Source organism: Paenibacillus sp. 598K (assembly GCF_003851045.1).
Classification (GTDB): domain Bacteria; phylum Bacillota; class Bacilli; order Paenibacillales; family Paenibacillaceae; genus Paenibacillus_D.
Genome location: NZ_BFBX01000065.1, coordinates 14,242 through 39,971 on the forward strand (window position 1 = coordinate 14,242; position 25,730 = coordinate 39,971).

General features: G+C 59.4%; 25 protein-coding genes and 1 other RNA gene. 25 read left to right on the forward strand and 1 reads right to left on the reverse strand.

The window, feature by feature from the left end; all coding sequences use genetic code 11:
- The first annotated feature begins 2 nt into the window (after positions 1 to 2).
- The 19 genes from yqfD to rnpB all read left to right on the forward strand — a co-directional run bounded on the left by yqfD (position 3) and on the right by rnpB (position 18,926).
- Positions 3 to 1,196 (forward strand): sporulation protein YqfD, encoded by a 1,194-nt coding sequence (yqfD, locus tag PA598K_RS18615; protein ID WP_128658403.1) that lies wholly within the window; start codon positions 3 to 5, stop codon positions 1,194 to 1,196.
- A gap of 18 nt (positions 1,197 to 1,214) precedes the next feature.
- Positions 1,215 to 2,174, forward strand: a complete 960-nt coding sequence (locus PA598K_RS18620) for a PhoH family protein (protein ID WP_376739050.1) — start codon at positions 1,215 to 1,217, stop codon at positions 2,172 to 2,174.
- A 17-nt stretch (positions 2,175 to 2,191) separates the two neighbouring features.
- Positions 2,192 to 4,444, forward strand: coding sequence for an HD family phosphohydrolase (locus PA598K_RS18625; protein WP_128658405.1), 2,253 nt, complete (start codon positions 2,192 to 2,194; stop codon positions 4,442 to 4,444).
- On the forward strand, positions 4,441 to 4,938 hold the full coding sequence (gene ybeY / locus PA598K_RS18630) for an rRNA maturation RNase YbeY (protein ID WP_128658406.1): 498 nt from the start codon (positions 4,441 to 4,443) through the stop codon (positions 4,936 to 4,938). The genes PA598K_RS18625 and ybeY overlap by 4 nt, the downstream gene beginning before the upstream one ends.
- Positions 4,938 to 5,294 (forward strand): diacylglycerol kinase family protein, encoded by a 357-nt coding sequence (locus tag PA598K_RS18635; RefSeq protein ID WP_128658407.1) that lies wholly within the window; start codon positions 4,938 to 4,940, stop codon positions 5,292 to 5,294. The genes ybeY and PA598K_RS18635 overlap by 1 nt, the downstream gene beginning before the upstream one ends.
- Before the next feature lie 72 nt (positions 5,295 to 5,366).
- Complete coding sequence (locus tag PA598K_RS18640) at positions 5,367 to 5,783, forward strand: cytidine deaminase (protein WP_128658408.1); 417 nt, start codon at positions 5,367 to 5,369, stop codon at positions 5,781 to 5,783.
- Between the two features lie 36 nt (positions 5,784 to 5,819).
- Positions 5,820 to 6,737, forward strand: coding sequence for a GTPase Era (era, locus tag PA598K_RS18645; protein ID WP_128658409.1), 918 nt, complete (start codon positions 5,820 to 5,822; stop codon positions 6,735 to 6,737).
- A gap of 115 nt (positions 6,738 to 6,852) precedes the next feature.
- The gene (locus PA598K_RS18650; protein WP_128658410.1) at positions 6,853 to 7,020 is read left to right on the forward strand and encodes a YqzL family protein; all 168 of its coding nucleotides are present in this window, start codon (positions 6,853 to 6,855) and stop codon (positions 7,018 to 7,020) included.
- Positions 7,021 to 7,075: 55 nt separating this feature from the next.
- Complete coding sequence (gene recO, locus PA598K_RS18655) at positions 7,076 to 7,873, forward strand: DNA repair protein RecO (RefSeq protein ID WP_128658411.1); 798 nt, start codon at positions 7,076 to 7,078, stop codon at positions 7,871 to 7,873.
- 325 nt (positions 7,874 to 8,198) lie between these two features.
- Positions 8,199 to 9,086, forward strand: coding sequence for a glycine--tRNA ligase subunit alpha (glyQ, locus tag PA598K_RS18660; protein ID WP_128658412.1), 888 nt, complete (start codon positions 8,199 to 8,201; stop codon positions 9,084 to 9,086).
- Positions 9,079 to 11,160: a glycine--tRNA ligase subunit beta gene (gene glyS, locus PA598K_RS18665; RefSeq protein WP_128658413.1), complete on the forward strand. Its 2,082-nt coding sequence runs from the start codon at positions 9,079 to 9,081 to the stop codon at positions 11,158 to 11,160. Before glyQ ends, glyS begins: the two co-directional genes overlap by 8 nt.
- A gap of 53 nt (positions 11,161 to 11,213) precedes the next feature.
- Positions 11,214 to 12,047 carry a pyruvate, water dikinase regulatory protein gene (locus PA598K_RS18670; RefSeq protein WP_128658414.1) on the forward strand — a complete coding sequence of 278 codons (834 nt, stop codon included), beginning with the start codon at positions 11,214 to 11,216 and terminating at the stop codon, positions 12,045 to 12,047.
- Positions 12,048 to 12,174: 127 nt separating this feature from the next.
- Positions 12,175 to 12,639, forward strand: coding sequence for a YaiI/YqxD family protein (locus PA598K_RS18675; protein ID WP_185602096.1), 465 nt, complete (start codon positions 12,175 to 12,177; stop codon positions 12,637 to 12,639).
- Between the two features lie 46 nt (positions 12,640 to 12,685).
- The gene (gene dnaG, locus PA598K_RS18680; protein WP_128658416.1) at positions 12,686 to 14,527 is read left to right on the forward strand and encodes a DNA primase; all 1,842 of its coding nucleotides are present in this window, start codon (positions 12,686 to 12,688) and stop codon (positions 14,525 to 14,527) included.
- A gap of 28 nt (positions 14,528 to 14,555) precedes the next feature.
- Positions 14,556 to 15,680, forward strand: a complete 1,125-nt coding sequence (gene rpoD / locus PA598K_RS18685; protein WP_128658417.1) for an RNA polymerase sigma factor RpoD — start codon at positions 14,556 to 14,558, stop codon at positions 15,678 to 15,680.
- A gap of 75 nt (positions 15,681 to 15,755) precedes the next feature.
- Complete coding sequence (locus PA598K_RS18690; RefSeq protein WP_128658418.1) at positions 15,756 to 16,586, forward strand: hypothetical protein; 831 nt, start codon at positions 15,756 to 15,758, stop codon at positions 16,584 to 16,586.
- A complete protein-coding gene (locus PA598K_RS18695; RefSeq protein ID WP_128658419.1) occupies positions 16,586 to 17,362 on the forward strand; it encodes a tRNA (adenine(22)-N(1))-methyltransferase in 777 nt (258 codons plus the stop codon). Before PA598K_RS18690 ends, PA598K_RS18695 begins: the two co-directional genes overlap by 1 nt.
- Positions 17,329 to 18,444, forward strand: coding sequence for a Nif3-like dinuclear metal center hexameric protein (locus tag PA598K_RS18700; RefSeq protein WP_128658420.1), 1,116 nt, complete (start codon positions 17,329 to 17,331; stop codon positions 18,442 to 18,444). Before PA598K_RS18695 ends, PA598K_RS18700 begins: the two co-directional genes overlap by 34 nt.
- An 82-nt stretch (positions 18,445 to 18,526) precedes the next feature.
- Positions 18,527 to 18,926, forward strand: an RNA gene (rnpB, locus tag PA598K_RS18705) — RNase P RNA component class A.
- A 141-nt stretch (positions 18,927 to 19,067) separates the two neighbouring features.
- On the opposite strand, the gene PA598K_RS18710 is transcribed toward rnpB, so the two are convergent.
- Entirely contained in the window at positions 19,068 to 20,990 is a 1,923-nt protein-coding gene (locus PA598K_RS18710) for a S8 family peptidase (protein ID WP_128658421.1), read from the reverse strand.
- A gap of 174 nt (positions 20,991 to 21,164) precedes the next feature.
- Between PA598K_RS18710 and PA598K_RS18715 the strand changes: the two genes are divergently transcribed.
- The 6 genes from PA598K_RS18715 to thiI all read left to right on the forward strand — a co-directional run bounded on the left by PA598K_RS18715 (position 21,165) and on the right by thiI (position 25,706).
- Positions 21,165 to 21,662 (forward strand): YpuI family protein, encoded by a 498-nt coding sequence (locus PA598K_RS18715; RefSeq protein ID WP_128658422.1) that lies wholly within the window; start codon positions 21,165 to 21,167, stop codon positions 21,660 to 21,662.
- A gap of 71 nt (positions 21,663 to 21,733) precedes the next feature.
- Positions 21,734 to 21,946 (forward strand): DUF1540 domain-containing protein, encoded by a 213-nt coding sequence (locus PA598K_RS18720; protein WP_128658423.1) that lies wholly within the window; start codon positions 21,734 to 21,736, stop codon positions 21,944 to 21,946.
- Between the two features lie 7 nt (positions 21,947 to 21,953).
- Positions 21,954 to 22,334 (forward strand): hypothetical protein, encoded by a 381-nt coding sequence (locus PA598K_RS18725; protein ID WP_128658424.1) that lies wholly within the window; start codon positions 21,954 to 21,956, stop codon positions 22,332 to 22,334.
- Positions 22,335 to 22,479: 145 nt separating this feature from the next.
- Positions 22,480 to 23,202, forward strand: coding sequence for a lytic transglycosylase domain-containing protein (locus PA598K_RS38790; RefSeq protein ID WP_305780110.1), 723 nt, complete (start codon positions 22,480 to 22,482; stop codon positions 23,200 to 23,202).
- A gap of 138 nt (positions 23,203 to 23,340) precedes the next feature.
- Complete coding sequence (locus PA598K_RS18735; RefSeq protein ID WP_128658425.1) at positions 23,341 to 24,489, forward strand: cysteine desulfurase family protein; 1,149 nt, start codon at positions 23,341 to 23,343, stop codon at positions 24,487 to 24,489.
- Positions 24,486 to 25,706: a tRNA uracil 4-sulfurtransferase ThiI gene (gene thiI, locus PA598K_RS18740; RefSeq protein WP_128658426.1), complete on the forward strand. Its 1,221-nt coding sequence runs from the start codon at positions 24,486 to 24,488 to the stop codon at positions 25,704 to 25,706. The genes PA598K_RS18735 and thiI overlap by 4 nt, the downstream gene beginning before the upstream one ends.
- The last annotated feature ends 24 nt before the right edge of the window (positions 25,707 to 25,730 follow it).

The following is a 25,730-nucleotide window of genomic DNA, read 5'->3' on the forward strand; positions in this document are numbered from 1 at the left end:
GGATGCGGGATTCATGGCTGCAAACGTTGCAAGGCATAGTGACGGTGCGGATTCGCGGCGGCTCGCCGTCCGCCCTGGTGAACGAGGCGGGGGCGGCCGGAGTCCGGCTCTGGTCAATCCGCTATACTTCCGAGCAAGAGATGGACTGCGAGCTGACCGTAGGTGATTTTTTTCGCTTGCGTCCGATTCTGAAGCGGACAAGCTGCCGGATACATGTCATCGGACGGCGCGGCTTGCCCTTCTGGTTGCGCAAGCTGGAGCGCCGCAAGTTTTTTGCGGCGGGTCTGTTCCTCTTCCTCGCCGGATTGTATCTGCTATCCTGCATGATCTGGGATGTCGAGGTGAAGGGCAATGTCGCACTCACCGAGGAGCAGGTGCTCAGCGCGGCGGAGGCGGAGGGCATCCGCTTGTACCAGTGGTCTTTTCGCATGCTTGATGTGGACGTGCTCTCCCGACGTCTCGCTCAGCGGCTGCCGGAGGCGGCCTGGGTGGGCGTGGACAAGCGGGGGACCAAGATTACAATAGAGGTCGTGGAGAATCGCACGGCAAAGCCGCCGTCGCTCTATACGCCGAGACATCTGATCGCCGCCGAGGACGCTGTTGTGACGCGCATCATCGCCGAGACGGGCCGTCCGGTCGTCAAGAAGGATATGCGGGTCAAACGCGGCGATATCCTCATCTCGGGCACGATTGGCGCCCTCCCTAACACACGTACAGTCGTGGCCAAGGGCGAGGTGCGGGGGCTCGTATGGCATAGCTATTCGATCGAGCTGCCGCTGAAAAGCCGCAGCAAGGCTTATACTGGCGAGAGCGCGACCCGATGGCGACTCTTGATCGGCGGACGCAGCCTGCAGATCAGCGGCTTCGGCAAGCCCGATTACGAGCAGTATGAGGTTGTCGAGCAGCGGCAGCAAATGAGCTGGAGAGGGATCGCTCTGCCGTTTGGACGGATCAAGGAAACGGTGCGGAGGTCGGAGACGATCGTCCGCGAGATGACGCCCGAGGAGGCTCGGGCGGTGGGGCTGCAGCAGGCCAGAGCCGAATTATGGACAAAATTAGGGCCCGACATCGACATTCGCGCCGAAAACCTTTTGCATGAAAAGACGGAGAATGGTAAAGTTTATATGAAAGTGCTTTTTGAAGTCGAACAATCGATCAGTACCGATATGCCACTAGTTCAAATGCAAGGAGAATGAGGCTTTTTGACAGAGAAAATGACAACCGTAAAAATACCGCTGGATAACGCCTCCGAAGGGCAGGCGCTGTTCGGTCCGCAAGACCGGTACCTCAAGCTGATCGAGCAGCAGGTGGAATCTACCATCCTCTCGCGCGAGGCGGAGATCGTCATCACCGGTCCACGCGAGGAGACCGAGTCGCTGGAGCAGCTGTTCACCGTACTCCTCGAGCTGGTGAGAGGCGGCTACATACCGACCGAACGAGATATCTCGTATGCGCTGGAGCTGTCGCGGACGATGCAGGCCGATCAACTGCTCGATCTGTTCAAGGGCGAGATTACGACGACCTATCGCGGCAAGCCGGTGCGCGTGAAGACGATCGGTCAACGCTACTATGTCTCTACGATCCGCAAGAAGGATATCGTCTTCGGCATCGGTCCGGCCGGGACAGGCAAGACGTATCTCGCCGTCGTGCTGGCAATCGCGGCCTTGAAGGAAGGCGCGGTCAAGCGCATCGTCCTGACGCGTCCGGCAGTCGAAGCGGGCGAGAGTCTGGGCTTCCTGCCTGGCGACTTGCAGGAGAAGGTCGACCCGTATCTGAGGCCGCTCTACGATGCTCTCCATGACGTAATGGGCCCGGATCAATCGGCCAAGGCGTTCGAGCGCGGCTTGATCGAGGTGGCGCCGCTTGCGTATATGCGCGGACGGACGCTCGAGGATTCCTTTATCATCCTCGACGAAGCCCAGAACACGACGCCGGAGCAGATGAAGATGTTCCTGACACGGCTCGGCTTTGGCTCCAAGATGGTCATCACTGGCGATGTGACACAAATCGATTTGCCCCGGGGCAAAAACTCCGGCCTGATCGAAGCGTCCAAAATTCTTCAATCGATTGACGAAATCGGATTCATACATTTTTCGGAATCGGACGTCGTCCGGCATTCGCTCGTGCAGCAGATCATCACAGCCTATAATGAGAATGCAGAAAACCAAAGATAGAGAGGAATGCAAGCCGTATGAACCGAAACCAGGCGACAAACCGGACGGGCTCATCCTCCTCGAAGCTGGCAGGCTGGCGGTATAGCAGAGGAGTTCGCTGGCTGCTGCTGCTTCTGTTCGTGCTGCTTTTCTATTCCAGCCTGTCTGCGCATCTCGTACCGAAGACGTATAATATCCAATTAAACGATGTAGCGGATCGCAATATCGCCGCGCCGCGCCAGATGGACGACGAGAAGGCGACGATCAAGGCCCAGGAAGAGGCGGCCGAGCGCGTCCAGACCGTCTACAACATCGTTGCTCTCGGCAGCCACAATCTGGTCGACGAGATCTTCCAGCGGATGGATCAGCTCAACGCCGACGATCAGGTGACGCTGCAGAACAAGATCGACATCTATCGTACCGAGATTCCGCGCAAATACGGGCTGTATGTAGACAGCTTCGTCCGCGCCAACCGCGGCACCGATACCTACAACCAGACGCTGCTCGAAGAGATGCAGGTGATCGTCAAGGACCAGGAATATACGATTCCGGAGGAGACGTTCTACAAGCTGCCGCAGCTCAGCAGCGAGCGGATCAAGGCGATGCAGACCGTCACGCGAGATATCGTGCGCGAGCTGATGATCGAGCAGCTGCGCGAGGCGGAGACGGCGCGCACCAAGGTGGCCGAGCTGGTCAACGCGAGCGCCCTGACCAACCGCACCGAGCGCGAGATCGTCCAGGAGCTGGCGCGATTCGCGATTATGCCCAACAAGTTCGCGGACAAGGAAGCGACCGACGAGGCGCGGCGTCTGGCCAAGGAGAATACGGCGAAGGTCGTCATCCAGGAGGGCGATATCGTCGTCCGCGAGGGCGAGCGGATCACGCAGGAGCATTACGAACGACTGCAGATGCTTGGTCTGCTGCAGAGCAAGAAGACGTATTGGCCGCAGTTGGGTCTGCTGCTCATGACGGCTCTGTTCCTGGTCATCATATTCCAGTTCGTCGAACGTTCGGCGACCATCTCGGCGCACGGCGAGAAGACAACGTACAACAACGCGCAGCTGCTGATGCTCTGGCTTATCTTCTTCCTGAATCTCGCTATTATGCAGATCGTTTCGATGACCCAGACGCCGGGCTCCGCCTACATCGGTTACATTGCGCCAGTGGCGATGGGTACGATGCTCATCATGCTGCTGCTTGATACGCATCTGGCGATCATCAGCTCTGTGCTGTTCGCTGCGATCGGCAGCATTATGTTCAACGTTCGCCAAGACCAGATTTTCGACTACCATTATGGCTTTGTCATTACGGTAGTTGCCTTTGCGGCGATCTTCTCGATCCACCGTGCCAGCCAGCGCTCGACGATCCTCAAGGCCGGCATCATGGTCAGCCTGTTCGGATCGATCGCCGTGCTGTCGCTGCTGTTGATCGGCGATCTGCCTTCGCGGGCGGAGCTGCTCTATGCGATCGGCTTTGCCTTCGCCAGCGGATTGCTGACCGCCGTGCTCGTCATCGGCCTGATGCCGTTCTTCGAGGTTTCCTTCGGCATCCTGTCGGCGCTCAAGCTGGTGGAGCTGTCCAATCCCAATCATCCGCTGCTCCGCAAGCTGCTGACGGAGACGCCGGGGACGTACCATCACAGCGTGATGGTAGGCAACCTATCGGAGGCGGCGGCCGAGGCGATCGGCGCCAATGGGCTGCTGTGCCGGGTCGGCTCGTTCTATCATGATATCGGCAAGACGAAGCGGCCAAGCTATTTTATCGAAAATCAGAGCAATATCGAAAATCCGCATGACTCGATCGATCCGAAGCTGAGCAAGGAGATCATCATCGCACATGCCCGGGATGGCGTGGATATGCAGAAGAGCCACAACATTCCGAAGCCGTTGCGTGATATCGCCGAGCAGCATCACGGCACGACCTTCTTGAAGTACTTTTACCACAAGGCGCTCAAAATCGCTGAAGCGGAAGGAGTGGAGCCGGACTTCACGGAGGATGACTTCCGTTATCCGGGACCGAAGGCGCAGTCCAAGGAAGCCGCCATCGTCGGCATCGCCGACTGTGTCGAGGCAGCCGTGCGGAGCCTGCGCAATCCGACAATGGAGCAGGTCGAGTCGATGATCAACAAAATTATCAAGAGCCGGATGGAGGATCACCAGTTCAACGAATGCGACTTGACTCTCAAAGAACTGGACATGATTGCCCATTCGTTGAAGGAAACTGTCATCGGTATCTTCCATTCGCGGATCGAATACCCCGATGATACGAAACCAAAGGAGCGACCGCAATGAGCATGCAGCTGGATTGGAGCAATGAGCAGGAGCAGGTGGAGATCCCGGAGGCATGGATTGCCCGTCTGGAGCAGCTGCTGCAGCTCGCTGCTGTCGCCGAAGGTCTTGCTGACGGCGAAGTAGCGCTCACTTTCGTCGACGATGCCGAGATTCATCGACTCAATCGCGACTACCGCGGCATCGATCGTCCGACCGACGTGCTGTCGTTTGCAATGCAGGAGGAAGGCGAAGAAGAGAGCGGCATCGTCTACGACGAGGAGACGGAGGGTGCGGCAGAGCTGGTGTCTGGGATGCTGGGCGACATTATCATCTCGGCGGAGCGAGCCCTGGCGCAAAGCGAGGAGTACGGCCATTCGCTGGAGCGGGAGATCGGGTTCCTGTTCGTCCATGGCTTCCTGCATCTGATCGGCTACGATCATCAGGACGAGGAGAGCGAGCGGGAGATGACGTCCAAGCAGGAGGCTGTCCTGGCACAGGCCGGACTGAGTCGCTAATGCGACGTTTCATCCGCAGCTTCAGACATGCTTGCTTAGGCGTCGTCTATACCGTCCGCAAGGAACGGAATATGCGGTTTCACCTGTGGGCAGCGGCAGCAGTGATGCTGATCGCTGCCCTGCTGCGGTTGCAGCCCTTGGAGTGGGCGATGCTGATCGGCGCCTGCGCGCTCGTGCTGACAGCCGAGCTGATCAACACGGCGATCGAGAAGACAGTCGACCTGGCTATGCCACAGTTCCATCCGCTGGCGCGGATCGCCAAGGATGCGGCCGCCGGCGCGGTGCTGGCGGCGGCCGTATGCGCGGCGCTGATTGGTATGCTGGTGCTGGGTCCGCGATTGCTCGGGCTGTTGTAGCCTATGTTGTGAAGGACTATCGATTAAACGATCGGTTGGTCAAGCCGGTCAGTCACAGAGAGGAGCGTCAATATGGGCAACAACGGTACAGGGCTGGACGAGAGGATCGCGGAGCTGCAGGTCGCAGCGATCGAGGCCAGACTGCGGGCTTACGCGCCTTACTCCAGCTTCCAGGTCGGCGCGGCGCTGCTAGACCTGGACGGTCAGGTGCATCTGGGCTGCAACGTCGAGAATGCGGCTTATGGGCCAACCAACTGCGCCGAGCGAACAGCGTTGTTCCGCGCCGTCGCAGACGGCGTGCAGCCGGGTCGCTTCGCAGCGATCGCTATAGTCGGCGATACGCCGGGACCGATCGCGCCCTGCGGCGTCTGCCGCCAGGTGCTGTCGGAGCTCTGCCCGCCAGATATGCCGGTATGGATGGGCAATCTACAGGGCGCGTGGCAACACACGACGGTCGCGGAGCTGCTGCCCGGCGCCTTCTCGCTGTAGAAGCGAATAACAATTAGAGAAGAGAGGAGTGTGGCTATGGCTGCACAACAAGATACGACCAAGCAAGCGTTCCGCTCGGGCTTCGTCGCCATTATCGGACGACCCAATGTCGGCAAGTCTACGCTGATCAACCAGATCATCGGCCAGAAGATCGCGATCATGTCGGACAAACCGCAGACGACGCGCAACAAGATCCACGGCGTCTATACGACGGACGGCGCACAGATCGTCTTCCTGGATACGCCGGGTATCCACAAGCCGACCTCCAAGCTTGGCAACTATATGATCAAGGCGGCAGACAGCGCGCTCAGCGAGGTTGATGCGGCGCTGTTCCTTGTCGATGCCTCGGAAGGACTCGGCGGCGGCGATCGCTTCATTATCGAGAAGCTGAAAAAAACCGACACGCCAGTCATCCTCGTGCTGAATAAAATCGATAAAATGCATCCCGAGCAGCTGCTGGAGGTCATTACAAAATATAAGGACTTGCACAGCTTTGCCCAGATTATCCCGATCTCGGCGCTGCTAGGCAGCAATGTCGATACGCTGCTGCAGCAATTGTTGCCGTATATGCCGGAGGGACCACAGTATTATCCGGCCGATCAGGTGACCGACCACCCCGAGCAGTTTGTCTGCGCGGAGCTGATCCGCGAGAAGATCCTGCAAATGACCCGCGAGGAAATCCCGCATTCGATCGCAGTCGAGATCGAGGATATGCGCGTGCAGGATAATGGCGTTGTCTATATCGGCGCGGTCATCTACGTCGAGCGCGACTCGCAGAAGGGGATCGTCATCGGCAAAAGCGGCGCCTTGCTCAAGGAAGTCGGCAAGCAGGCGCGCGGCGACATCGAGACGCTGCTTGGCTCCCGCATTTTCCTGGAGCTGTGGGTCAAGGTGAAGAAGGATTGGCGCAACCAAGAGCGAGTGCTCAAGGACTTCGGATACCGGCACGACTAACCGCCACTCGTCAGTCATTCGCAGGCTTGTTAGGAATCCCCAGCATAGCGGTTGGCGCATCATCACATCCTACATACGAAGCTACTTTCTTTAGCGGAGAGGATGAGGATAGGATATGCGTCATTTTTCCTGGAGCTATTTCACGAAGACCGGTGATGTGGATGCTTTTATGTTGTACAAGGAAGTAGATGCGCTCGCACTGTCTGAATCCGAGACGGGATCGGTCATCGCCGATGTCCTGGAGGAAGTGCCGGAGCTGGCGGAGACGAGCGACGGCGTATAGCCTCGCGGCCGCCTCCGGGGCGACAGCCGCCCGAGCGCGGACGGGAGAGTGGGGTATGCTGTACCGCACCGAAGGCATTGTCATCCGCAATATGCCATACGGCGAGGGCAATGCGATTATTACGATCTTGACCAATACGCACGGCAAGGCCGGCATTATGGTGCGCGGCGCCAAAAAGCTCAAAAGCCGCCATGGCTCGCTGGCTCAGCCGTTTACGCACGGGGAGTTCACGTTCTTCCGCAAAAGCGGGCTCGGCACGCTGAATCACGGCGAAATCATCACCTCCCATCATAAGCTCCGCGAGCGGCTTGAGCTGTCCACCTATGCCGCATATGCTGCCGAGCTGTGCGACCGGGCACTGCAGGATGACGAAGCGGGGGCATACGTCTTCGAGCAGCTGCGGGCCTGCTTCGCAGCGCTGGAGGAGGGCAAGGACCCCCGAATCACGCTGCATCTGTTCGAGACGAAGATTATCCAGCTCGCCGGCTACACGCCCGAGATGGATCGCTGCATCCACTGCGGCAGCGAGGAAGGACCATTCGCCTTCAGCTACCGGCTCGGCGGCATCCTGTGCAGACGCTGCCGGGGTGTCGACCCGACCGCGCTGCAGACCGGCGACGGTGCTCTGAAGCTGCTACGACTGTTCACACGGCTCGATTTGCGGCGGCTGGGAGCGATCCAGGTGAGCGACAGCACGAGGTCGGAGCTGCGCGCTTGTATACGCAGCATGATGGATGCGCATCTGCCGCTTAAGCTGAAGTCGCGGGATTTCCTCGACCAGATGGAGCCGTTACTCGCGCCGGATAGTGGGGGCGACTCGTCCGACCAGAACCTAGACAGCTCTCCCGGTTGACTTGGGCCAATATTGATGCTATGATAGGTTATTATGATAGGGAACGGTCCATGGGCCGCTCTCTGATCGGATGATGATGGAGAGAGTAAGTGATCTTGACCTCATACAGCGAGCCAGGGGCGGTGGGAGCCTGGTGGAGACAGATCAGCGAAGGGCGCTCCGGAGTGCGAGCAACACATGAAAGAGGATTCGCCGCAAGAGGCGGGTCAAGTAGGGTGGAACCGCGGGAGAGACTCCCGTCCCTACGTCTTCGGCAGACGTAGAGGCGGGATTTTTTGCGTCCCGCGATACGCTCTGGAACTATGACGAGTAGGAGTGAGCTAGGATGAATGTTCAAGGCATGATCCTTACGCTGCAGCAGTTTTGGGCGGGACAAAATTGTCTCCTCATGCAGCCATACGATGTAGAGAAGGGGGCCGGCACGATGAATCCGATGACGTTCCTGCGCTCGATCGGACCCGAGCCATGGAACGTCGCTTATGTCGAGCCTTCGCGGCGACCGGCTGACGGCCGTTATGGCGAGAACCCGAACCGGCTGTATCAGCACCATCAGTTCCAGGTCATCCTGAAGCCTTCGCCGGACGATATTCAGGAGCTGTATCTGGAGAGCCTCCGTCAGCTCGGCATCGACCCGCGCCATCATGACATCCGCTTCGTCGAGGACAACTGGGAGTCGCCGACGCTGGGCGCATGGGGGCTGGGCTGGGAAGTATGGCTGGACGGCATGGAGATCACGCAGTTCACCTACTTCCAGCAGGTCGGCGGCATCGACGCGGTACCGGTAGCCGTCGAGATTACGTATGGCATGGAGCGTCTTGCCTCTTATATTCAGGACAAGGAAAATGTGTTCGATCTCGAGTGGGTCAATGGCGTCACCTATGGCGACGTCTTCAAGCAGCCTGAGTACGAGCACTCCAAATATACGTTCGAGCTGGCTGACGCGGCCATGCTGTTCTCGCTGTTCGCCAAGTATGAGGAGGAAGCGAGACGGGCAATGGAGGCCGATCTGGTCTTCCCGGCTTACGATTATGTCCTGAAATGCTCCCATACGTTCAACCTGCTCGATGCTCGCGGCGCGATCAGCGTCACGGAGCGGACCGGCTACATCACCCGCGTGCGCAACCTGGCGCGGCAATGCGCGGCGACATATCTGGAGGAACGCGAGAAGCTTGGCTTCCCGCTGCTGAAAAAGGAGGCGAGCGCGCATGAGTAACCATTTGCTGCTGGAGATCGGACTTGAAGAGGTGCCAGCCCGCTTCGTGCGCGGCGCTATGAATCAACTGCAGGAGCGCGTGGTCAAGTGGCTCGGCGAAGCGCGCATCGGCCATGGCGAGGTGCGAGCCTATGCGACGCCTAGACGGCTGGCGCTGCTGATCGCCGATGTCGCCGACAAGCAGACCGACATCCACGAGGAGGTCAAGGGTCCCTCGCGCAAGATTGCGATCGATGCCGAGGGCAACTGGAGCAAGGCGGCGCTTGGCTTCGCCCGCAGCCAGGGCGTGGAGCCGGAGCAGCTGTTCATGAAGGAATTGCAAGGCGTGGAGTATGTCTATGCGAACAAGAGCAGTCTCGGCACGAATACGGTGGATGTGCTGCCGGAGGGGCTGCGTCAGCAAATCGTCGCCATGACGTTCCCCAAAAACATGCGCTGGGGCACGCAGGAGCTGCGCTTCGTCCGGCCGATCCGCTGGTTGACGGCCTTGCTCGGCTCGGAGATCCTGGCGCTCGAGATCGCCGGCGTGTCTAGCGGCAATACGTCAAAGGGGCATCGCTTCCTCGGCGAGACAGCGGTCATCGACAGTGCCGAGAACTATGTGGAGCGGCTCCGTGAGCAGCAGGTCATCGTAGACGTGCGCGAGCGCGAGGAGCTGATCCTTGCCCAGATCGAGGCGATGAGCGCCGAGCGCGGCTGGCATATCGCGGTGAAGGAGGATCTGCTCGAAGAGATCGTCTTCCTGGTCGAATACCCGACGGCGTTATACGGCAGCTTTGATCCGTCCTTCCTGGAGATCCCGCAGGAGGTCTTGATTACTTCGATGCGAGAGCATCAGCGCTACTTCCCGGTCATGAACGAGCAGGGCGAGCTGCTGCCGCACTTCGTGACGGTGCGCAACGGCGACGCGACCTCGATCGAGCAGGTCGCTCGCGGCAATGAGAAGGTGCTGCGCGCCCGCTTGTCGGATGCGAAGTTCTTCTATGCGGAGGACCAGAAGCTGTCGATCGAGGCGGCGCTGGCGAAGCTCGAGTCGATCGTCTACCACGAGGAGTTGGGTACGATGACCGAGAAGGTCGGCCGCATCCGCGAGGTGGCGCGCAGACTGCACGAGCGGCTCGGACTGGACGGCGAGACGGCGGCCGCCATCGACCGGGCGGCCGCGATCGCCAAGTTCGACCTGGTGACGCAGATGGTCTACGAGTTCCCGGAGCTGCAAGGCATCATGGGCGAGGACTATGCTCGCAAGGCTGGCGAGAGCGAAGCGGTCGCCCGCGCCGTGTTCGAGCATTATCAGCCGCGCTTCGCAGGCGAGCAAGCGCCGGCCTCGGTGCCGGGTGCGATCGTCTCGCTGGCCGACAAGATCGATACGATCGTCGGCTGCTTCTCGATCGGCATCATCCCGACCGGCTCGCAGGACCCTTATGCGCTGCGCAGACAGGCGGCGGGCGTCGTCCAGACGCTGATCGCGCATGGCTTCGAGTTGCAGCTCGGCGACCTGTTCGATCTGGCGCTTGACGTACACGGAGCGCGCGGCATGACGCGCGATCGCGCCGAGGTGCGCGGCGAGCTGAGCGAGTTCTTCGCGCTCCGTGTCAAAAATCTGCTCAGCGAGCACGGCATCCGCTACGATGTGATCGACGCAGTAATGGCGGCTGGCTTCGACAATCTGCGGATGACGGTCGAGCGAGCATCGGCGCTGTTCGCAGCGGCGAGCGGCGAGCAGAAGGACAGCTTCAAGCTGGCGGTCGATGCGATCAATCGCGTCGGCAATCTGGCGGCTAAGGCAGAGCAGGCCGGCACCGACCCGGCGCTGTTCGCAGAGGATGTCGAGCGCGAGCTCTACGCGCACTGGCAGCAGGCGCGCCCGCAACTGGCCGCAGCGCTGGCCGCCGGCGACGCCGCCGAGGCGATCAGCCGTCTGGCTGCGCTGCGCGAGCCGATTACGGCATATTTCGACCAGGTGATGGTCATGGCCGAGGACCCGGCAGTGCGGGCCAATCGGCTCGGACTGTTGGCGGAGATGGCGGCCGCCATCCGGCCGATCGCCGACTTTTCCAAATTGGTCTGGTAGGCGGGGCTCCCCGCCTGTCTATACCATAAGCTGAGATTCTGGAGGTGTTGACCATGACGCTGGATCCGCTGACCGTATTCCACAAAAATCCCGACGTCATTATTTATGTCGTATCCGATTCGGCCGGCGATACCGGCGAGTTGGTCGTCCGGGCGGCGATCGCCCAGTTCCATCCTGTCAACTCGGAGATTCGTCGGGCATCCTTTATCCAGGACGAGTCTGCCGTGGAGCGCATGGTCAAGCTGGCCAAACAAAATCAGGCGATCGTCCTGTACACGCTCGTCATCCCGCAGCTGCGGCAGTATATCGCCCGGCTGTGCGAGGATTACGGCGTTGTCGCCATCGATCTGCTCGGCTCGCTCATCACCAGCATGGAGCAGCGGATCGGCCGCAGCTCTCGCAATGAGCCCGGTCTGAACCATGTGCTCGACGAGGATTACTTCCGCAAGGTGGAGGCGGTGGAGTTCGCCGTCAAATACGACGATGCCAAGGATACAAGCGGCGTCCGCAAGGCCGACATTGTCCTGATCGGGGTGTCGCGCACGTCCAAGACGCCGCTCTCGATGTATCTGGCGCACAAAAAATTTAAGGTCGCCAACGTGCCGCTGGTGCCCGAGATCAAGCCGCCGGACGAGCTGTTCGCTCTGCCGTCGGAAAAGGTCATCGGCCTGACCATCGGCACGCATTATCTCAATGTCATCCGCAAGGAGCGGCTGAAGGCACTTGGACTGCCGGACAGCGCCTCTTATGCGACGACGGACCGGATCGAGCGCGAGCTGCAATATGCGGAGGAGATTATGCAGCGCATCGGCTGCAAGGTGATCGATGTGTCGCACCGCGCCGTCGAAGAAACAGCCAGCCTCATCCTCGAACATATCCGAAATTGATTGCATTCGTTCATTTTCGACGAAAAAAAGTAGGAAATCCGTAATTCGGGCGAATATTAGGCAGGATTTTCTTTGCTTACAGCGTATATTATACTACGGAAGTTTACGAGAATTGCGGTGATGTCCTATCGATTACACAGGTCCGACGATTGTTGTCGATGCCGATGCTTGCCCCGTCAAGCCTGAGATCGCTGAGACGGCGAGACGCTTCGGCGTGCCGGTGCTGCTGGTCGCCTCCTACGACCATCGGCTGCAGGCCGAGGAAGGGGTGCGGGTCGTCCAGGTCGACCGGAGCAGCCAGTCGGTCGATCTCTATATCGCCAATCATGTCCGCAAGGGCGATATCGTGATCACCCAGGACTTTGGACTGGCGACGATTACGCTGGCCAAAGGCGCGACGGTGTTGTCGAATCGCGGCCAACGCTACGATGACGCGACGATTGATTTCCTGATGGAGCGCCGTCACGAACAAGCCAAAATCCGGCGCGGCGGCGGCAGATCGAAGGGACCGCGTGCAATGTCCGGAGAGGATCGGTTGCGATTTCAACAAAAGCTGACAAAAGTTTTGCAAATGCGGCAGGAGATCAAGTAGTCGTAGCGAATAGTTATCTACGTGTTACAAGGATGAAGGTGATCAAGTGTCTTACGGCAAAATTCCAGAATCAGTCATCCAGGAAGTGCTTCGACATCACGATATTGTGGAAACGGTAGGCAAGTACGTTCATCTCTCCAAACAAGGAAAATATATGAAAGGCCTCTGTCCGTTTCATTCCGAGAAGACGCCGTCGTTTACCGTAACGCCTGAAAAGCAAATCTTCTATTGTTATGGCTGCGGCCAAGGCGGCGACGTCATCAAGTTCGTAGCGGAGATGGAAGGCTATTCCTTCCCCGAAGCGGTCACCGCGATGGCCGAGGATGCGGGACTTGCAGTCAGCTGGACGCAGACCGCCGCCCAGCCGACGGAGCAGCAGCGGGAGCGCGATACGATGGTGGCGGCGCATGAGTATGCGGCCAAGGTATACAACTACCTGCTGAAAAACTCGGAATTCGGCCAGTCGGCAATGGCCTATCTTCGCAATCGCGGACTGACCGACAAGCTGATCGATCAGTTCATGATCGGTTATGCGCCGGCGCGTTGGGATACGCTGGTCGGCTTCCTGCAGAAGCGCGATTACGACCTGCCGTTGATGGAGAAGGCCGGCCTGCTGTCCGGCAAGCAAGATGGCAGCGGGTATGTCGATCGGTTCCGGGACCGGATCATGTTCCCGCTCTGGGATCGGCAAGGCAAGGTGATCGGGTTCGCTGGGAGAAGCATAGGCGACGCACAGCCGAAGTATCTCAACTCGCCCGAGACGTCGCTCTTCCATAAGAGCAGGAGCCTGTACCACTTTCACGCTGCGCGAGCCGACATACGCAAGTCTGGACGAATCGTGCTCTTCGAGGGCTATATGGATGTCATCAAAGCGTGGAGCGCCGGCGTGCACAACGGCGTCGCCACGATGGGCACGGCGCTCACGGAGGAGCATGTCGAGCTTATCAGGCGCAACGTCAACGAAGCGATCATCTGCTACGATGGCGATTCTGCAGGTCAGTCGGCTGCCCTGAAGACATTGCCAATGTTTGAAAAGGCGGGCATGAAGGCAAGTGTTGCCATGCTGCCGCAAGGGATGGATCCTGATGATTATATCGCGGCGAAGGGGGCGGACAGCTTCGTCCGGGAGATATTGTCCCAGCCTGTGTCCAAGACGAAATTTAGACTACTATCTTTGCGGAAAAACCATATACTGCTAGAAGAAGAGGGTCGCAAAAATTACGTCATGGCAGCGGTAAGTCATATTGCCGAGCTGGAATCGGCGGTCGAGAAGGAGTTTTATCTGAAGGAGTTGGCCACGGAATTCGGATTTTCGCTCGATACACTGAAGCATCAATGCAATCAAATCCAGCTGCAGCGCCAAAAAAACCGCCCCGGCGGGGATAATAACGAAAATCCGTGGAATAATGGTATGAATGAAAAACCGCGATCAAGCCGCACGAAAAGCGTGCTGCCGGCTTATCACAAAGCGGAGCGGCATCTGCTGTACGCAATGCTGCAGGACGGCGAAGTGGCGGGCATGGTGTACGACCGCCTGGGCGATGCTTTTATCGTGGAGGATCACGCAGCGCTGGCTGCTTACTTATATGCTTACTATGCGCAAGGCAACGGACCGGACGTCAGCCGATTCATGAGCACGCTGCAGGACGACCGGCTGGAGCGTACGGCCAGCTCCATCCTCATGACCGACGACGACTATTCGCCGTTTGGTCCGGAGCTGATGGAGGCGTATATCCAAGTCATACAGCAAGAGAGCAGGCGCAGGGATCTGCAACAACGCAAAGAGGAATGGGTGCGTGCCGAACGAGCAGGCGAGCCCGTTCTGGCAGCACAAATTTTGATTGAGATTAGTGCCCTAGAAAGACAGCTCAAAGATGGTTTTGGATGAACGTTTCTAGGGAGGAGGGAGTCGGAATATGGCGAATGATCAACATACTGAACTAGAAACAGAGCAGAAGCTGGAGCTGGTCAAGGACCAACTGATCGAGCAGGGTAAAAAAAGATCGGCTTTGTCATACAAAGAAATTATGGAGAAGCTGGCCCCCTTCGATCAGGATCCGGAACAAATCGACGAGTTCTTCGAGCAGCTCGACGACCTCGGTATCGAAGTTACCAATGAGCGAGAGGAAGAGCTGCCGCTTGGAGCCCGAGAAGACCACGGGGAGCACGACGATTTCAGCTTCGACGATGATCTGGCGCTTCCTCCCGGCATTAAGATCAATGACCCGGTCCGGATGTATCTGAAAGAGATCGGCCGCGTGCCCCTGCTCTCTGCCGATGATGAGGTAGAGCTGGCCAAGCGGATCGAGAAAGGCGATGAAGAAGCCAAGCGTCGGCTTGCAGAAGCCAATCTGCGACTCGTCGTCAGCATCGCCAAGCGTTATGTAGGGCGGGGGATGCTGTTCCTGGACTTGATCCAGGAAGGCAACATGGGCCTGATCAAGGCGGTCGAGAAATTCGATCACGACAAAGGGTTCAAATTCAGTACCTACGCCACGTGGTGGATCCGCCAAGCGATCACGCGGGCGATCGCCGACCAAGCGCGGACGATCCGGATCCCGGTTCATATGGTGGAGACGATCAATAAGCTGATTCGCGTCTCCCGTCAGCTCCTACAGGAGCTGGGGCGCGAACCGACGCCTGAGGAGATCGCAGCAGAGATGGATCTGAGCACGGACAAGGTCCGGGAGATTATGAAGATCGCCCAGGAGCCGGTGTCGCTGGAGACGCCGATCGGCGAGGAGGACGACTCCCATCTCGGCGACTTTATCGAGGATCAGGAAGCATTGGCGCCTGCGGATGCCGCTGCCTACGAGCTGCTCAAGGAACAGCTGGAGGATGTGCTCGATACGTTGACGGAGCGCGAGGAGAATGTGCTGCGGTTGCGCTTCGGACTTGATGACGGACGGACCCGCACCTTGGAGGAAGTCGGCAAGGTATTTGGCGTGACCCGTGAGAGAATCCGGCAGATCGAGGCCAAGGCGCTTCGGAAGCTCCGCCATCCGAGCCGCAGCAAACGACTTAAGGATTTCCTCGAGTAAGCATTGGGACCTTTCTGCAGCCGTTGCAGCAAGGTCTTTTTTTCTTCACTATCCCCGAAGGGAACGAATAAGCGAATGGACCAGGAGCGACGCAAAACGATCGTCAAGGAAATCGAGCATTGGCAGCAAAGCAAATTACTGCCCGATCAGTATTGCGATTTTTTGTTGAATTTGTACCTCGATGACGCCGCCGAACGGGCGCCGACGTCGCTTGCCGGCAAAACGGCGGCGATCGTCAATCGTTCCCGAGGGGGCCAATGGGTTAAAGCAATAGCAATGATCTCCTTGATTTGTATGATTTTTCTTTATTTTAGCGATTTCCCCCTGCTATTGCAAATCCCGATTGCTTCATTGGCCGTTTTGTTCCTGTTGACGCTTGGTCAGCGCCGACGGCGAATGGGTCGGGAGTCGGAGGGGATGGCCTGGATCGCCGCAGGTACGGTGATCATGCTCGGCGCAGGGCTGTATTTGCTGCATGCCCATTCGGACGGCTCTTGGACATGGCTGGCGATTTTCCTGGCGGGGTGCGCTTTGTTTTGGATCGTCTTTGGCCTTCTGGCTTCGATCCCGCTGCTTCATCTGTGTGGATGGGCAGCCGCTATGATGGTCTATGCCCTGCTGCTGCACCGGATGACAGAGCAGCCGGCTTGGTATGATATCCAGCTGTATTGGGTGCCGTTGGCGGTACTGTTCGCTTGGGGGAGCTGGCTCGTGCAGCGTCTGAGCAAGAAGGCCTCCTCGATTCTCTTCGTCACGGCGTTGCTGCTCTGGTTTATGCCGGAGCTCTACCATGCCATGCTGACCGACGACGCGGCCTTGCTTCAGCTGCAGCTGCTAGCCAAGCTGGCGATGGCGGGAATACTATTGTTTGTGTTACGAAAAAAATGGATTGCGTGGGTAGCCTAATGATTATATTGTCGAAAAGATTGCAATGCATCGCCGAGCAGTTGCTGCCCGGCAGCCGGGTCGCCGACATCGGCTCGGATCATGCGCTGCTGCCGGTCTATCTCCTGCAGCGCGGCATCGCCGTGGAGGCGGTGGCAGGCGAGCTGACAGCAGGACCACTCGCTGCGGCTCAGCGCGGCGTCCGCGATGCGGGGCTGCAAGCCAAGATTCAGGTCCGTCAGGGTAATGGTCTGGCCGTCATCGCAGCCGGCGAGGTCGATGCGATCACGATCGCCGGTATGGGAGGGGCACTGATCCGCGACATCCTCGAGGCGGGGCGCTTACAGGGCAAGCTGAGTGGCGTCCGGCAGCTCGTGCTGCAGCCCAATATCGGCGAGGATGCTGTAAGGCGGTGGCTGCGCGAGCACGGCTGGCAGTTGGCTGGCGAGCGGATCGTCGAGGAGGACGGCAAAATCTACGAGGTGCTGAATGCTTATTCGGCATCCGGACCGTCAGTGGACGACGCCTATGCCGCCGAGCGATTCGCAGCGCTGGGCGATGGCCGGGTTAGCGACGAACGATTGCTTCAGATGGGCCCGTATCTGCTCCTGGAGGGCGGTCCTGTCTGGCGAAAAAAATGGGAGCTGGAGCTTCGCAAGATGGAGCGCATCTCGCAGCAGATGGCGGCTTCCGAGCTGGAGTCGGCCCGCAGCAGGCGAGCGGCGCTGGAGCGGGAGATGGAAGAAATCAGGGAGGTGCTCTTATGTACGCACACGGACAGACGGTCATCGGACTGATGGAGCGTCTCGCCCCCAAACGGTACGCCGTTGAGGGCGATAAGATCGGACTGCAGCTCGGCACGCTGCAAAAGGAGATTCGCAAAGTGCTGGTCGCCCTCGACGTTACCGATGCCGTCGTGGAGGAGGCGATCGCGCTCGGCGCGGATCTGATCATCGCGCATCATGCGATTATTTTCCGTCCGCTGGCCAAGCTCGATACATCGACTCCAGCGGGCCAGCTGTACGAGAAGCTGATCAAGCATGATATCGCCGTCTATATCTCGCATACCAATCTGGACGTGGCCGCCCCAGGCATCAACGAATGGATGGCGGAGCTGCTCGAGCTGGAGGGACGCGAATCGCTGGAGGACGTCTATACGGAGGACCTGTACAAGCTGGTCGTGTTCGTGCCTGAGGATCATCAGGAACAGGTAAGGGAGGCGATCTGGAGAGCTGGCGGAGGCGCAATTGGCGAGTATAGCTGCTGCAGCTTCAACTCCGAGGGGACAGGGACATTCCTCCCCGGGGCCGGCACACAGCCCCATATCGGCACCCAGGGCCGTCTCGAACAGGTGCGTGAGGTGAAGATCGAGACGATCGTCGCCGGGCAGCTCAAGCGGCGTGTCGTGCAGGCGATGATCAAAAGCCATCCCTATGAAGAGGTCGCGTACGATCTGTATTTGCTCGATCAGAAGGGGCCTTCACTGGGGCTCGGCAGAGTAGGTCGGCTGCCGGCGCCGACGACGCTGGGAGAGCTGGCAGAGCGAGTCAAGCAGGCGTTCGAGGTGCCTGCGGTGCGGATCGTCGGCGATCCGTCGGCCGAGGTGTCCAAGGTCGCCGTGCTCGGCGGCTCAGGCGGTCGCTATGTGAGGCATGCGCTCTTCAAGGGGGCCGATGTGCTCGTGACGGGCGACATCGATTATCATACCGCCCATGATGCGTTGGCCGACGGGCTGTTCTTGATCGATCCCGGGCACAATATCGAGAAGCTGATGAAGCCGCGGGTCGCAGAGTGGCTGGCGGCGCGCCTGGCAGAACAGAAGAGCGCTACCGAGGTCGTCGCCTCTGCCATTGACACTGAGATTTTCCGTTTCCTTTAATTCAGCCGCTTGGCGCAAAAATTTGCTGGAGACGGGCGCTAGATATTTGTCGCGATTCCTAGTATACTACTAGATGCACCGGAAAGTCTGACAGACAATCGCTGGCAGCCGCGCGCTGCGAGAGGAAAGTCCGGGCTCCACAGGGCAGGATGCTGGATAACGTCCAGTCGGCGCGAGCCGAAGGATAGTGCCACAGAAACGGACCGCCGATGGCCGGCTCAGCCGGCACAGGCAAGGGTGGAACCGTGGTGTAAGAGACCACGAGCGGCTATGGCGACATAGCGGCTGGTAAACCCCATCTGGAGCAAGACCGAAGAGAATGCGGCGGCAACGCAGCTCTGGCACCGGAGTGCATTCGGGTTGGTCGCTTGAACGGATCAGCAATGATTCGTCTAGATAGATGATTGTCGCTTCATCGTGGGAGGGTCGTTCCCGTCTGCACCACCAGAAGCACAGAACCCGGCTTACGGCAGACTTTCCGTCACGAATTACGCATACGATGCGTTGTGCCTAGCGCACAGCGAGTAAAGGGCTGTCCCGCGATCGATTATGATCGGGAGACAGCCCTTCGTCATGAATCAGGCTCTGGGTCCGTTTCGGACACAGAGCCTGTTGACGTCGGCTTATGAGCGGCCTTGCGGGCGCAGCAGCCGGGCTAGGAAATCGATCAGCTGCCCCATCGTATCCAGCGGCTGCTCCTCCTGGAGAGGCTCGTAGGTGCCGCCGCTGGCCACCTGAAGCGCGCCGGCGACGTTAATCTGACCGTAGCCAAACTCGTCGTCCTTACCGCGCTTGCCGAGGTCGGTAGCCGTCTGGCGCATGATGTCCATCACTTCCTCGTTGGTGAGCAGCGGATTTTTGGTACGAATCAGCGCTGCCAGCCCAGCTACATGAGGACTGGCCATCGAGGTGCCGGACAAGGCCGCATATTGGCTGCCGGGATAGGTGCTGGCGATGCCGTCACCCGGCGCGGCGACGTCGATGTAATCGCCATAGTTGGAGAAGGAAGCACGGGCGCCGTTGGCGTCGGTGGCCGCAACCGCGAATACCTCGGGATAGGCCGCGGGATATCCCGGACGCGAGGTGTTGTCGTTGCCGCTGGCAGCGATTAATACGACATCGCGGTCGTACGCATAACGGATTGCATCATGGAGGAACTCGGCGGAAGCGTAGTTGCCCAGACTCATATTGATCACCTTGGCCCCGTTGTCGGCCGCCCAGATGATGCCTTCGGCGACCGAGTATGTCGTGCCTGCGCCGGAGCTGTCGAGCACTTTGACGGGCATGATCCGGTTGAACCAGGAGATGCCGGCGACGCCCTCGTTATTGTTGACGGAGGCGCCGATGATGCCGGCGACATGCGTGCCGTGTCCGACATCGTCCTCGGCGACAGAGCTGCCGTCAATTACATTGTAGCCGGTCGTCAGCTGATCGCGGAGATCGGGATGATCCTGCTGGACGCCAGTGTCGAGCACTGCGACGACGACGTCCTCGCCGCCTCGCGACAGATTCCACCCCTTCTCTGTACCGATGCGGGTCAGATTCCACTGATAATCGGAATACAACGCGTCATTCGGGATGATCGGCTTGAGCGTCGTTTGCTCGGTCTCATCGACAGCGGACAGCTTGGGAGAGTGTTTTTGAATCGTCGCCTGATTGGTTATATACAAGTAATGAGGCTCCACATAGACAGGATCCCACTTGCCCTCGAAGTAAGCCATCAACGCCTCCGTGCTCATGCTCTGCGAACGGAAGACGAATGTGTAGCCTAGTCTGCGCACATCGATAGCTCCGACCTCGCGCCGCATCCGTTCAAGGCTGGAGGCATCCGGCTGTTCGCGGAAGCGTACGACGACTTCGTTGATATGATAATGACTGACATCGCCATTGCCTTCGCCGTCGGTGACCGTGACGTCGCGCGTCGTATTCGGCTCGACCGATTCGGTGCGGTAGCGGCCCTCGGACGGATAGGGGATCAGACGCATGTTGCGGCGCTGATGACGCTCGACATCGCCGAGGATCCGATGCTCGAGGATGCCGACCAGACCGCCGCCTCGTTGCTCTGTCGACGGGACGGCGAGCACCGTATAATCGCCGCCGCCTCGCTTCAGATTGCCGGAGTCATAAGGCTCGCCGACAGCGAGCTTGAGCCGGGCTAGCCCGATTGCCCCCGATAGCTGGTCGGCGACCTCGGATGTGAGCTTGCCGGCCGTAGCGACGGGCTGAGGCTCTCCCGGGGACAGCCAGTCGAGCCTGGCGACATGGGGATGGCTCTTCAGCAGCTGTCGCAGCTGCCGTTCCCTCTGGTCAGCGGGAGGAGAGGCTGCGAGTAAGGCGCGCAGCTCGCGTGAGATATCCGTCTTGGACAGCTGCTCGGTCGCCCGCACATCCCGGGCGACGGTGTACTGCTTGAGCCTTGCCTCCTCCTGCACAGCCTGGTCGCGGGCGGGGGGAGCAGAGGTGCGCGTGAGCAACGGGACCAGCAGCATTAGCATAGCCAGCGCTGGCAAGAGGGCGAGCCAGCCGAGATAACGGCGACGGCGCATGGTAGTCAACCTCCTGTAGAGTGTATTGAGTAGGCTTAGGGTAAGGAAGCAGAGGACAAAATATACGCCGCCCGTCCGCAAACGACAGTACCACTCCCCAGCAATTTGTGGTACCATGTTGATTGGATGTAAAAATGTTTTCTTGGTGGAAAGATGAAAGGGGACTATCAACTCATGCCAGCCTCAAATGCGAAACAATTATGCGAATCCACTCATGAAAAATTAAAAACGGCTATTAGCCAACTGGAAGATTTCCTGAATCAATATGCTGTACCTCAGCTAACCGAGCTGGACAGCGAGGATCAAACAGCTTTTTATAAAGGCTTGCTGTCCGACCTTCGCCATCTGCTCGTCTTTTGCGAAGTGACCTACGAGAAGCTCGGCGCGCTGCTGCGTCGGCCCAACTTCGACACCGAAGCAGCGGAGCGAGTGCTCTATGAGGTGTACCATCAGTGCGTGAATGCGTACTTCTATCCTAAAAACGAAGGCTATTCCGAAGACGGACGTTATGCTTATACCGGTCGTGAAGCGATTCGCTTCATCTTCAAGCCAGTCGCGCCGGCGCGCGACATCGTGTTGGTCCACTCCAAGGTGTTCGAGGAGCTGCGCGACGACCTTGGTTACTACGAGACCGACTACATGACGAACGTTCGAATGCAACGTCAGAAGTAACCTTATCCAGCCACTATTTATCAGCATAACACCCCCATGTAACGGGCAACTTGTTATTGGGGGTGATTGTTATGCCGGATGGCGTAAAGTGCAGCGTGTCCAATTGCACCTTTTGGGGGCAGGGCAACAACTGCAATGCCGATCAAATTATGATCGACATCGACAAGCATGCGCATCAGCCGCTCGATACTGAATTTGCTCACGGCGAGCTGGGCGCGGATCATCAGGACCATGCCAAGGACTCGTCGGTCACCTGCTGCCACACCTTTAAGCCAAAGGAGTGAGGCAGTCATGAGAGACGAGCGAGATGAGGACGGCTGGGCCAAAGACGTCTTGCCCAAAAAACGTCGGCGGGCCCAGGCCAAACGAGAAAAGCAAGAAGCCGAGCTCTCCGCCGAGCTGAGCGCCGACGTCGTCTCTACCGTGCACAGCGGGGAGATGGACAGGGCGGATGCGACCGCAGGTCGGGTGATTGGCTGGGTCGCGCTAGCCTTTGCCGTAGCGTCATGGTTTTTGTGGCCGGTGCTGATGGGCGCGACAGCTGCGCTGCTCGGCTGGTTCGCTTACCGACAAGGCAGCAAGAGGCTGGGCGCCTGGGCGGTCGGGATCGGTCTGGTCGCGCTGGCGGCGTATCTTGCGCTGCTGCCTCTGTATTACTACACTTTATCGTAAGAGCCTAGGGCTGTTCCGGCGCTGCAAGCCGCGAACAGCCCTTGCTATATTGGGACTAGCCTGCCGTTGCCAAAACGTGTACAATAAAAGCACCTATAAATGTTCGTATACCTGAACAAAGGGAAACGGTCAGGAGGCAATAGCAATGACGATGGCGATCGATCCCCGGACGATGAAGACGATCCTGCAGATGCAATGGTCGCAGCGGATTGGGCTGCAAGGGCAGACATCCACAGCCTCAACGGTCGACAGCTTATTCGACACGCTGCTCCAGCAGCTGACGGAGGAACAGCCTGAGGTACTGGGCGACTCCGCCTATCGGCCGGCGACGCTCGAGGGTTATCTGGCTGCGCCGCCCGATCGCTATGTCGGCGCGATGACCGGCTTGCTGCCGGCGAGCGCAGCGTTGGCAGAGACGTGGCAGACAGGCGGAGCGGACGCCGGAGCAGGGAGCGTTGCGCCCTACGAGACATTGATCCAGGAGGCAGCTGCCCGGCATGGCGTCGATCCGTCTCTCGTCAAGGCGGTTATCCAGACCGAATCCGGATTCAGACCCGATGCCGAGTCTTCCGCTGGGGCCAAGGGACTGATGCAGCTCATGGACGGTACGGCGCGCGGCCTTGGCGTGACCGATTCCTTTGATCCCCGGCAGAATATCGATGGCGGGACTAAGTATCTCGCGCATCTGCTGCGCAAGTACGACGGTCAGCTGAGCGTCGCGCTGGCTGCCTACAATGCCGGTCCCGGGCGAGTCGACCGGCTCGGTATCGGCTCTGATGCCGAGCTGACGGCCAAGCGCAACACCTTGCCCAATGAGACACAGCGCTATGTAGAGAAGGTAGCCGACGCCCTGCGTCAGTACAAGTAAGGAACTTACGTCTGCGCGGCGCGAGCAGGTGAGCCGTCGACGGATGCATCGCAAGGATCACGACTGCGCTTGAGCCATCGACGGGCCATAGCGTGTTGACGTGGTCCTTCCTTTATTTTTCGAAAGGAGGCGGGACGAATGCTATATTTTGACCATTGCGCTTCCACTCCCCCTCATGAGGATGTAGTGCGCACGATGAGCGAGATTATGACGAGACATTATGCCAATCCTTCCTCTCTGCACCGGGCCGGTATCGAGGCGGAACGGCTGATCGCCCGGGCTCGCGAGGTGCTGGCAGGCGTATTCGGCGTCAGTCCGGCCGAGTGGGTGTTCACCTCGAGCGGCACCGAGAGCAACAATCTGGCGATCTTCGGCGCAGCCCGTGCCATGCAGCATCGGGGCCGTCATCTGATCACGAGCCCGACCGAGCATGCGAGCGTCTACGAGGCGTTCCGGCAGTTGGAACGCGAGGGCTACGAGGTGAGCTGGCTACCCGTCGACCGGCAAGGGCGCATCGATCCACAGGCGCTCGCTCAGTCGATCCGAGAAGATACGACGCTTGTCAGTCTGATGCATGTCAACAATGAGACGGGAGCGGTGCAGCCGCTCTCCGAGCTGGCAGCCGTGCTGGCCGAGCATCCGCGCGTGCTCTTCCACGTCGATGCCGTGCAGAGCGTGGGCAAGCTGCCGATCATGCTGCGCCCCTGGCGCATCGACCTGCTCACGCTGTCGCCCCACAAGCTGCGCGGTCCCAAAGGCACAGGCGTCCTGTATGTTCGCGAAGGGGTGCGTCTGCAGCCGCTGCTGTTCGGGGGCAGCCACGAAGCCGGGAGACGGGCGGGCACGGCCAATACAGCCGGCATCGTGACGTCGGTCAAGGCGGTGCGGCTCGCCGTCGAGAGCCAGGCGGAGCGGGCGCATCGAATGGGTCGGCTGGGCGAGCGGCTGCGCGGACGATTGGCGGGCGCGCAGGGCATCGTGCTGACCAAGGTCGATGGAGCGCCGCACATCGTGCATCTCTGTTGCCCGTCCCTGAAGCCGGAGGTCATCGTACATCTGCTCGAGCAGGACGGCTTCCTCGTCTCGACCCAATCGGCGTGCTCTTCCAAGTCGGGACAGCCGAGCCGGGTGCTGCTGGCGATGCGCCTGGAGCGGCAGCTTGCCGAGAGCGGCATCCGCATCAGCTTTGGCGACGAACACACCGAGTCGGACATCGATCGGCTGGCAGACGCGCTGGAGCGGGCGGTTGCCCGTCTGCAGCAGTTGGAGGAAGGAAGAGTAGAATGACATATGACATATTAATTTTGCGGTTTGGCGAATTCACGTTAAAAGGAAAAAACAGAAGCCGCTTCGAAAAGCGCATGATGGAGCATGTCTCCCAAGCGGTCAAAGGATTCCCGAACCTGGAGGCTCGCTGCGTGTTTGGGCGAATCTATGTCGTGCTGAACGGCCAGGCGCATGAAGAAGTCATCGAGCGGCTGCGCGACGTGTTCGGGATCGTCTCGATCAGTCCGGCCTTGTCGACGCAGCCCGAGCTTGAAGCGATACGAGAGGCGGGCGCGACCGTGATCGCGGCCCAGCGCACGAAGGAGCAGACGTTCAAGACGAGCGTGCGCCGGGTGTGGAAAGCCTTCCCCCATACTTCGCAGGAGATGAACCATCTGGTGGGCGGATACGTGCTCCGTCTCCACCCGCAGCTGAAGGTAGACGTTCACTCCCCGGATCTGGAGCTGCGGGTCGAGATCCAGCAGGAAGCGGCATTGGTCTACTGCGAGACGATCCGGACGGCCGGAGGATTCCCTTACGGCACCAACGGCAAGGCGATGCTGCTGCTCTCTGGCGGCATCGACAGTCCGGTGGCGGGCTGGCATGCGATGCGACGGGGGCTGGAGGTCGAAGCGGTCCACTTCTACAGCTATCCGTATACGAGCGAGCAGGCGAGGGACAAGGTGATCGCATTGGCGAGCCGGCTGTCCGGCTTCGCCGGCGGGCGGCTGCGTCTGCACCTGGTGCCGTTCACCGAGCTGCAGACTTCGTTCGCCCAGATGAAGCAGGATCCGCTCATCATCACCATGATGCGCCGGGCCATGCTGCGGATCTCCGATCAACTGGCTCGGCAGCATGGCGCATTGGCGATCGTCACAGGCGACAGCCTTGGTCAAGTGGCGAGCCAGACCTTGGGCAGCATGCATGTGATCGGCCAGGTTACAACCCTGCCGCTGCTGCGCCCGCTCGTTATGATGGACAAGCAGGAGATTATCGATCGGGCCCAGGCGATCGGCACCTACGATGTGTCGATTCTGCCGTATGAAGATTGCTGCACCTTATTCGTGCCGAGATCGCCGAGCACCAATCCCAATCTGCGGGTGGTCGAAAAGGTAGAGAGCTTCGTGACCGATTACGATCGGCTGGTGGAGGAAGCGGTCGCCGCGACGGAGACGATGGTGCTTACGCCTGATCATGCGGTGCGACTGGCTTCGGCCAGCGAGGAGGCATGGTTCTGACCTCTTAGGACGCATCTTCCGAAA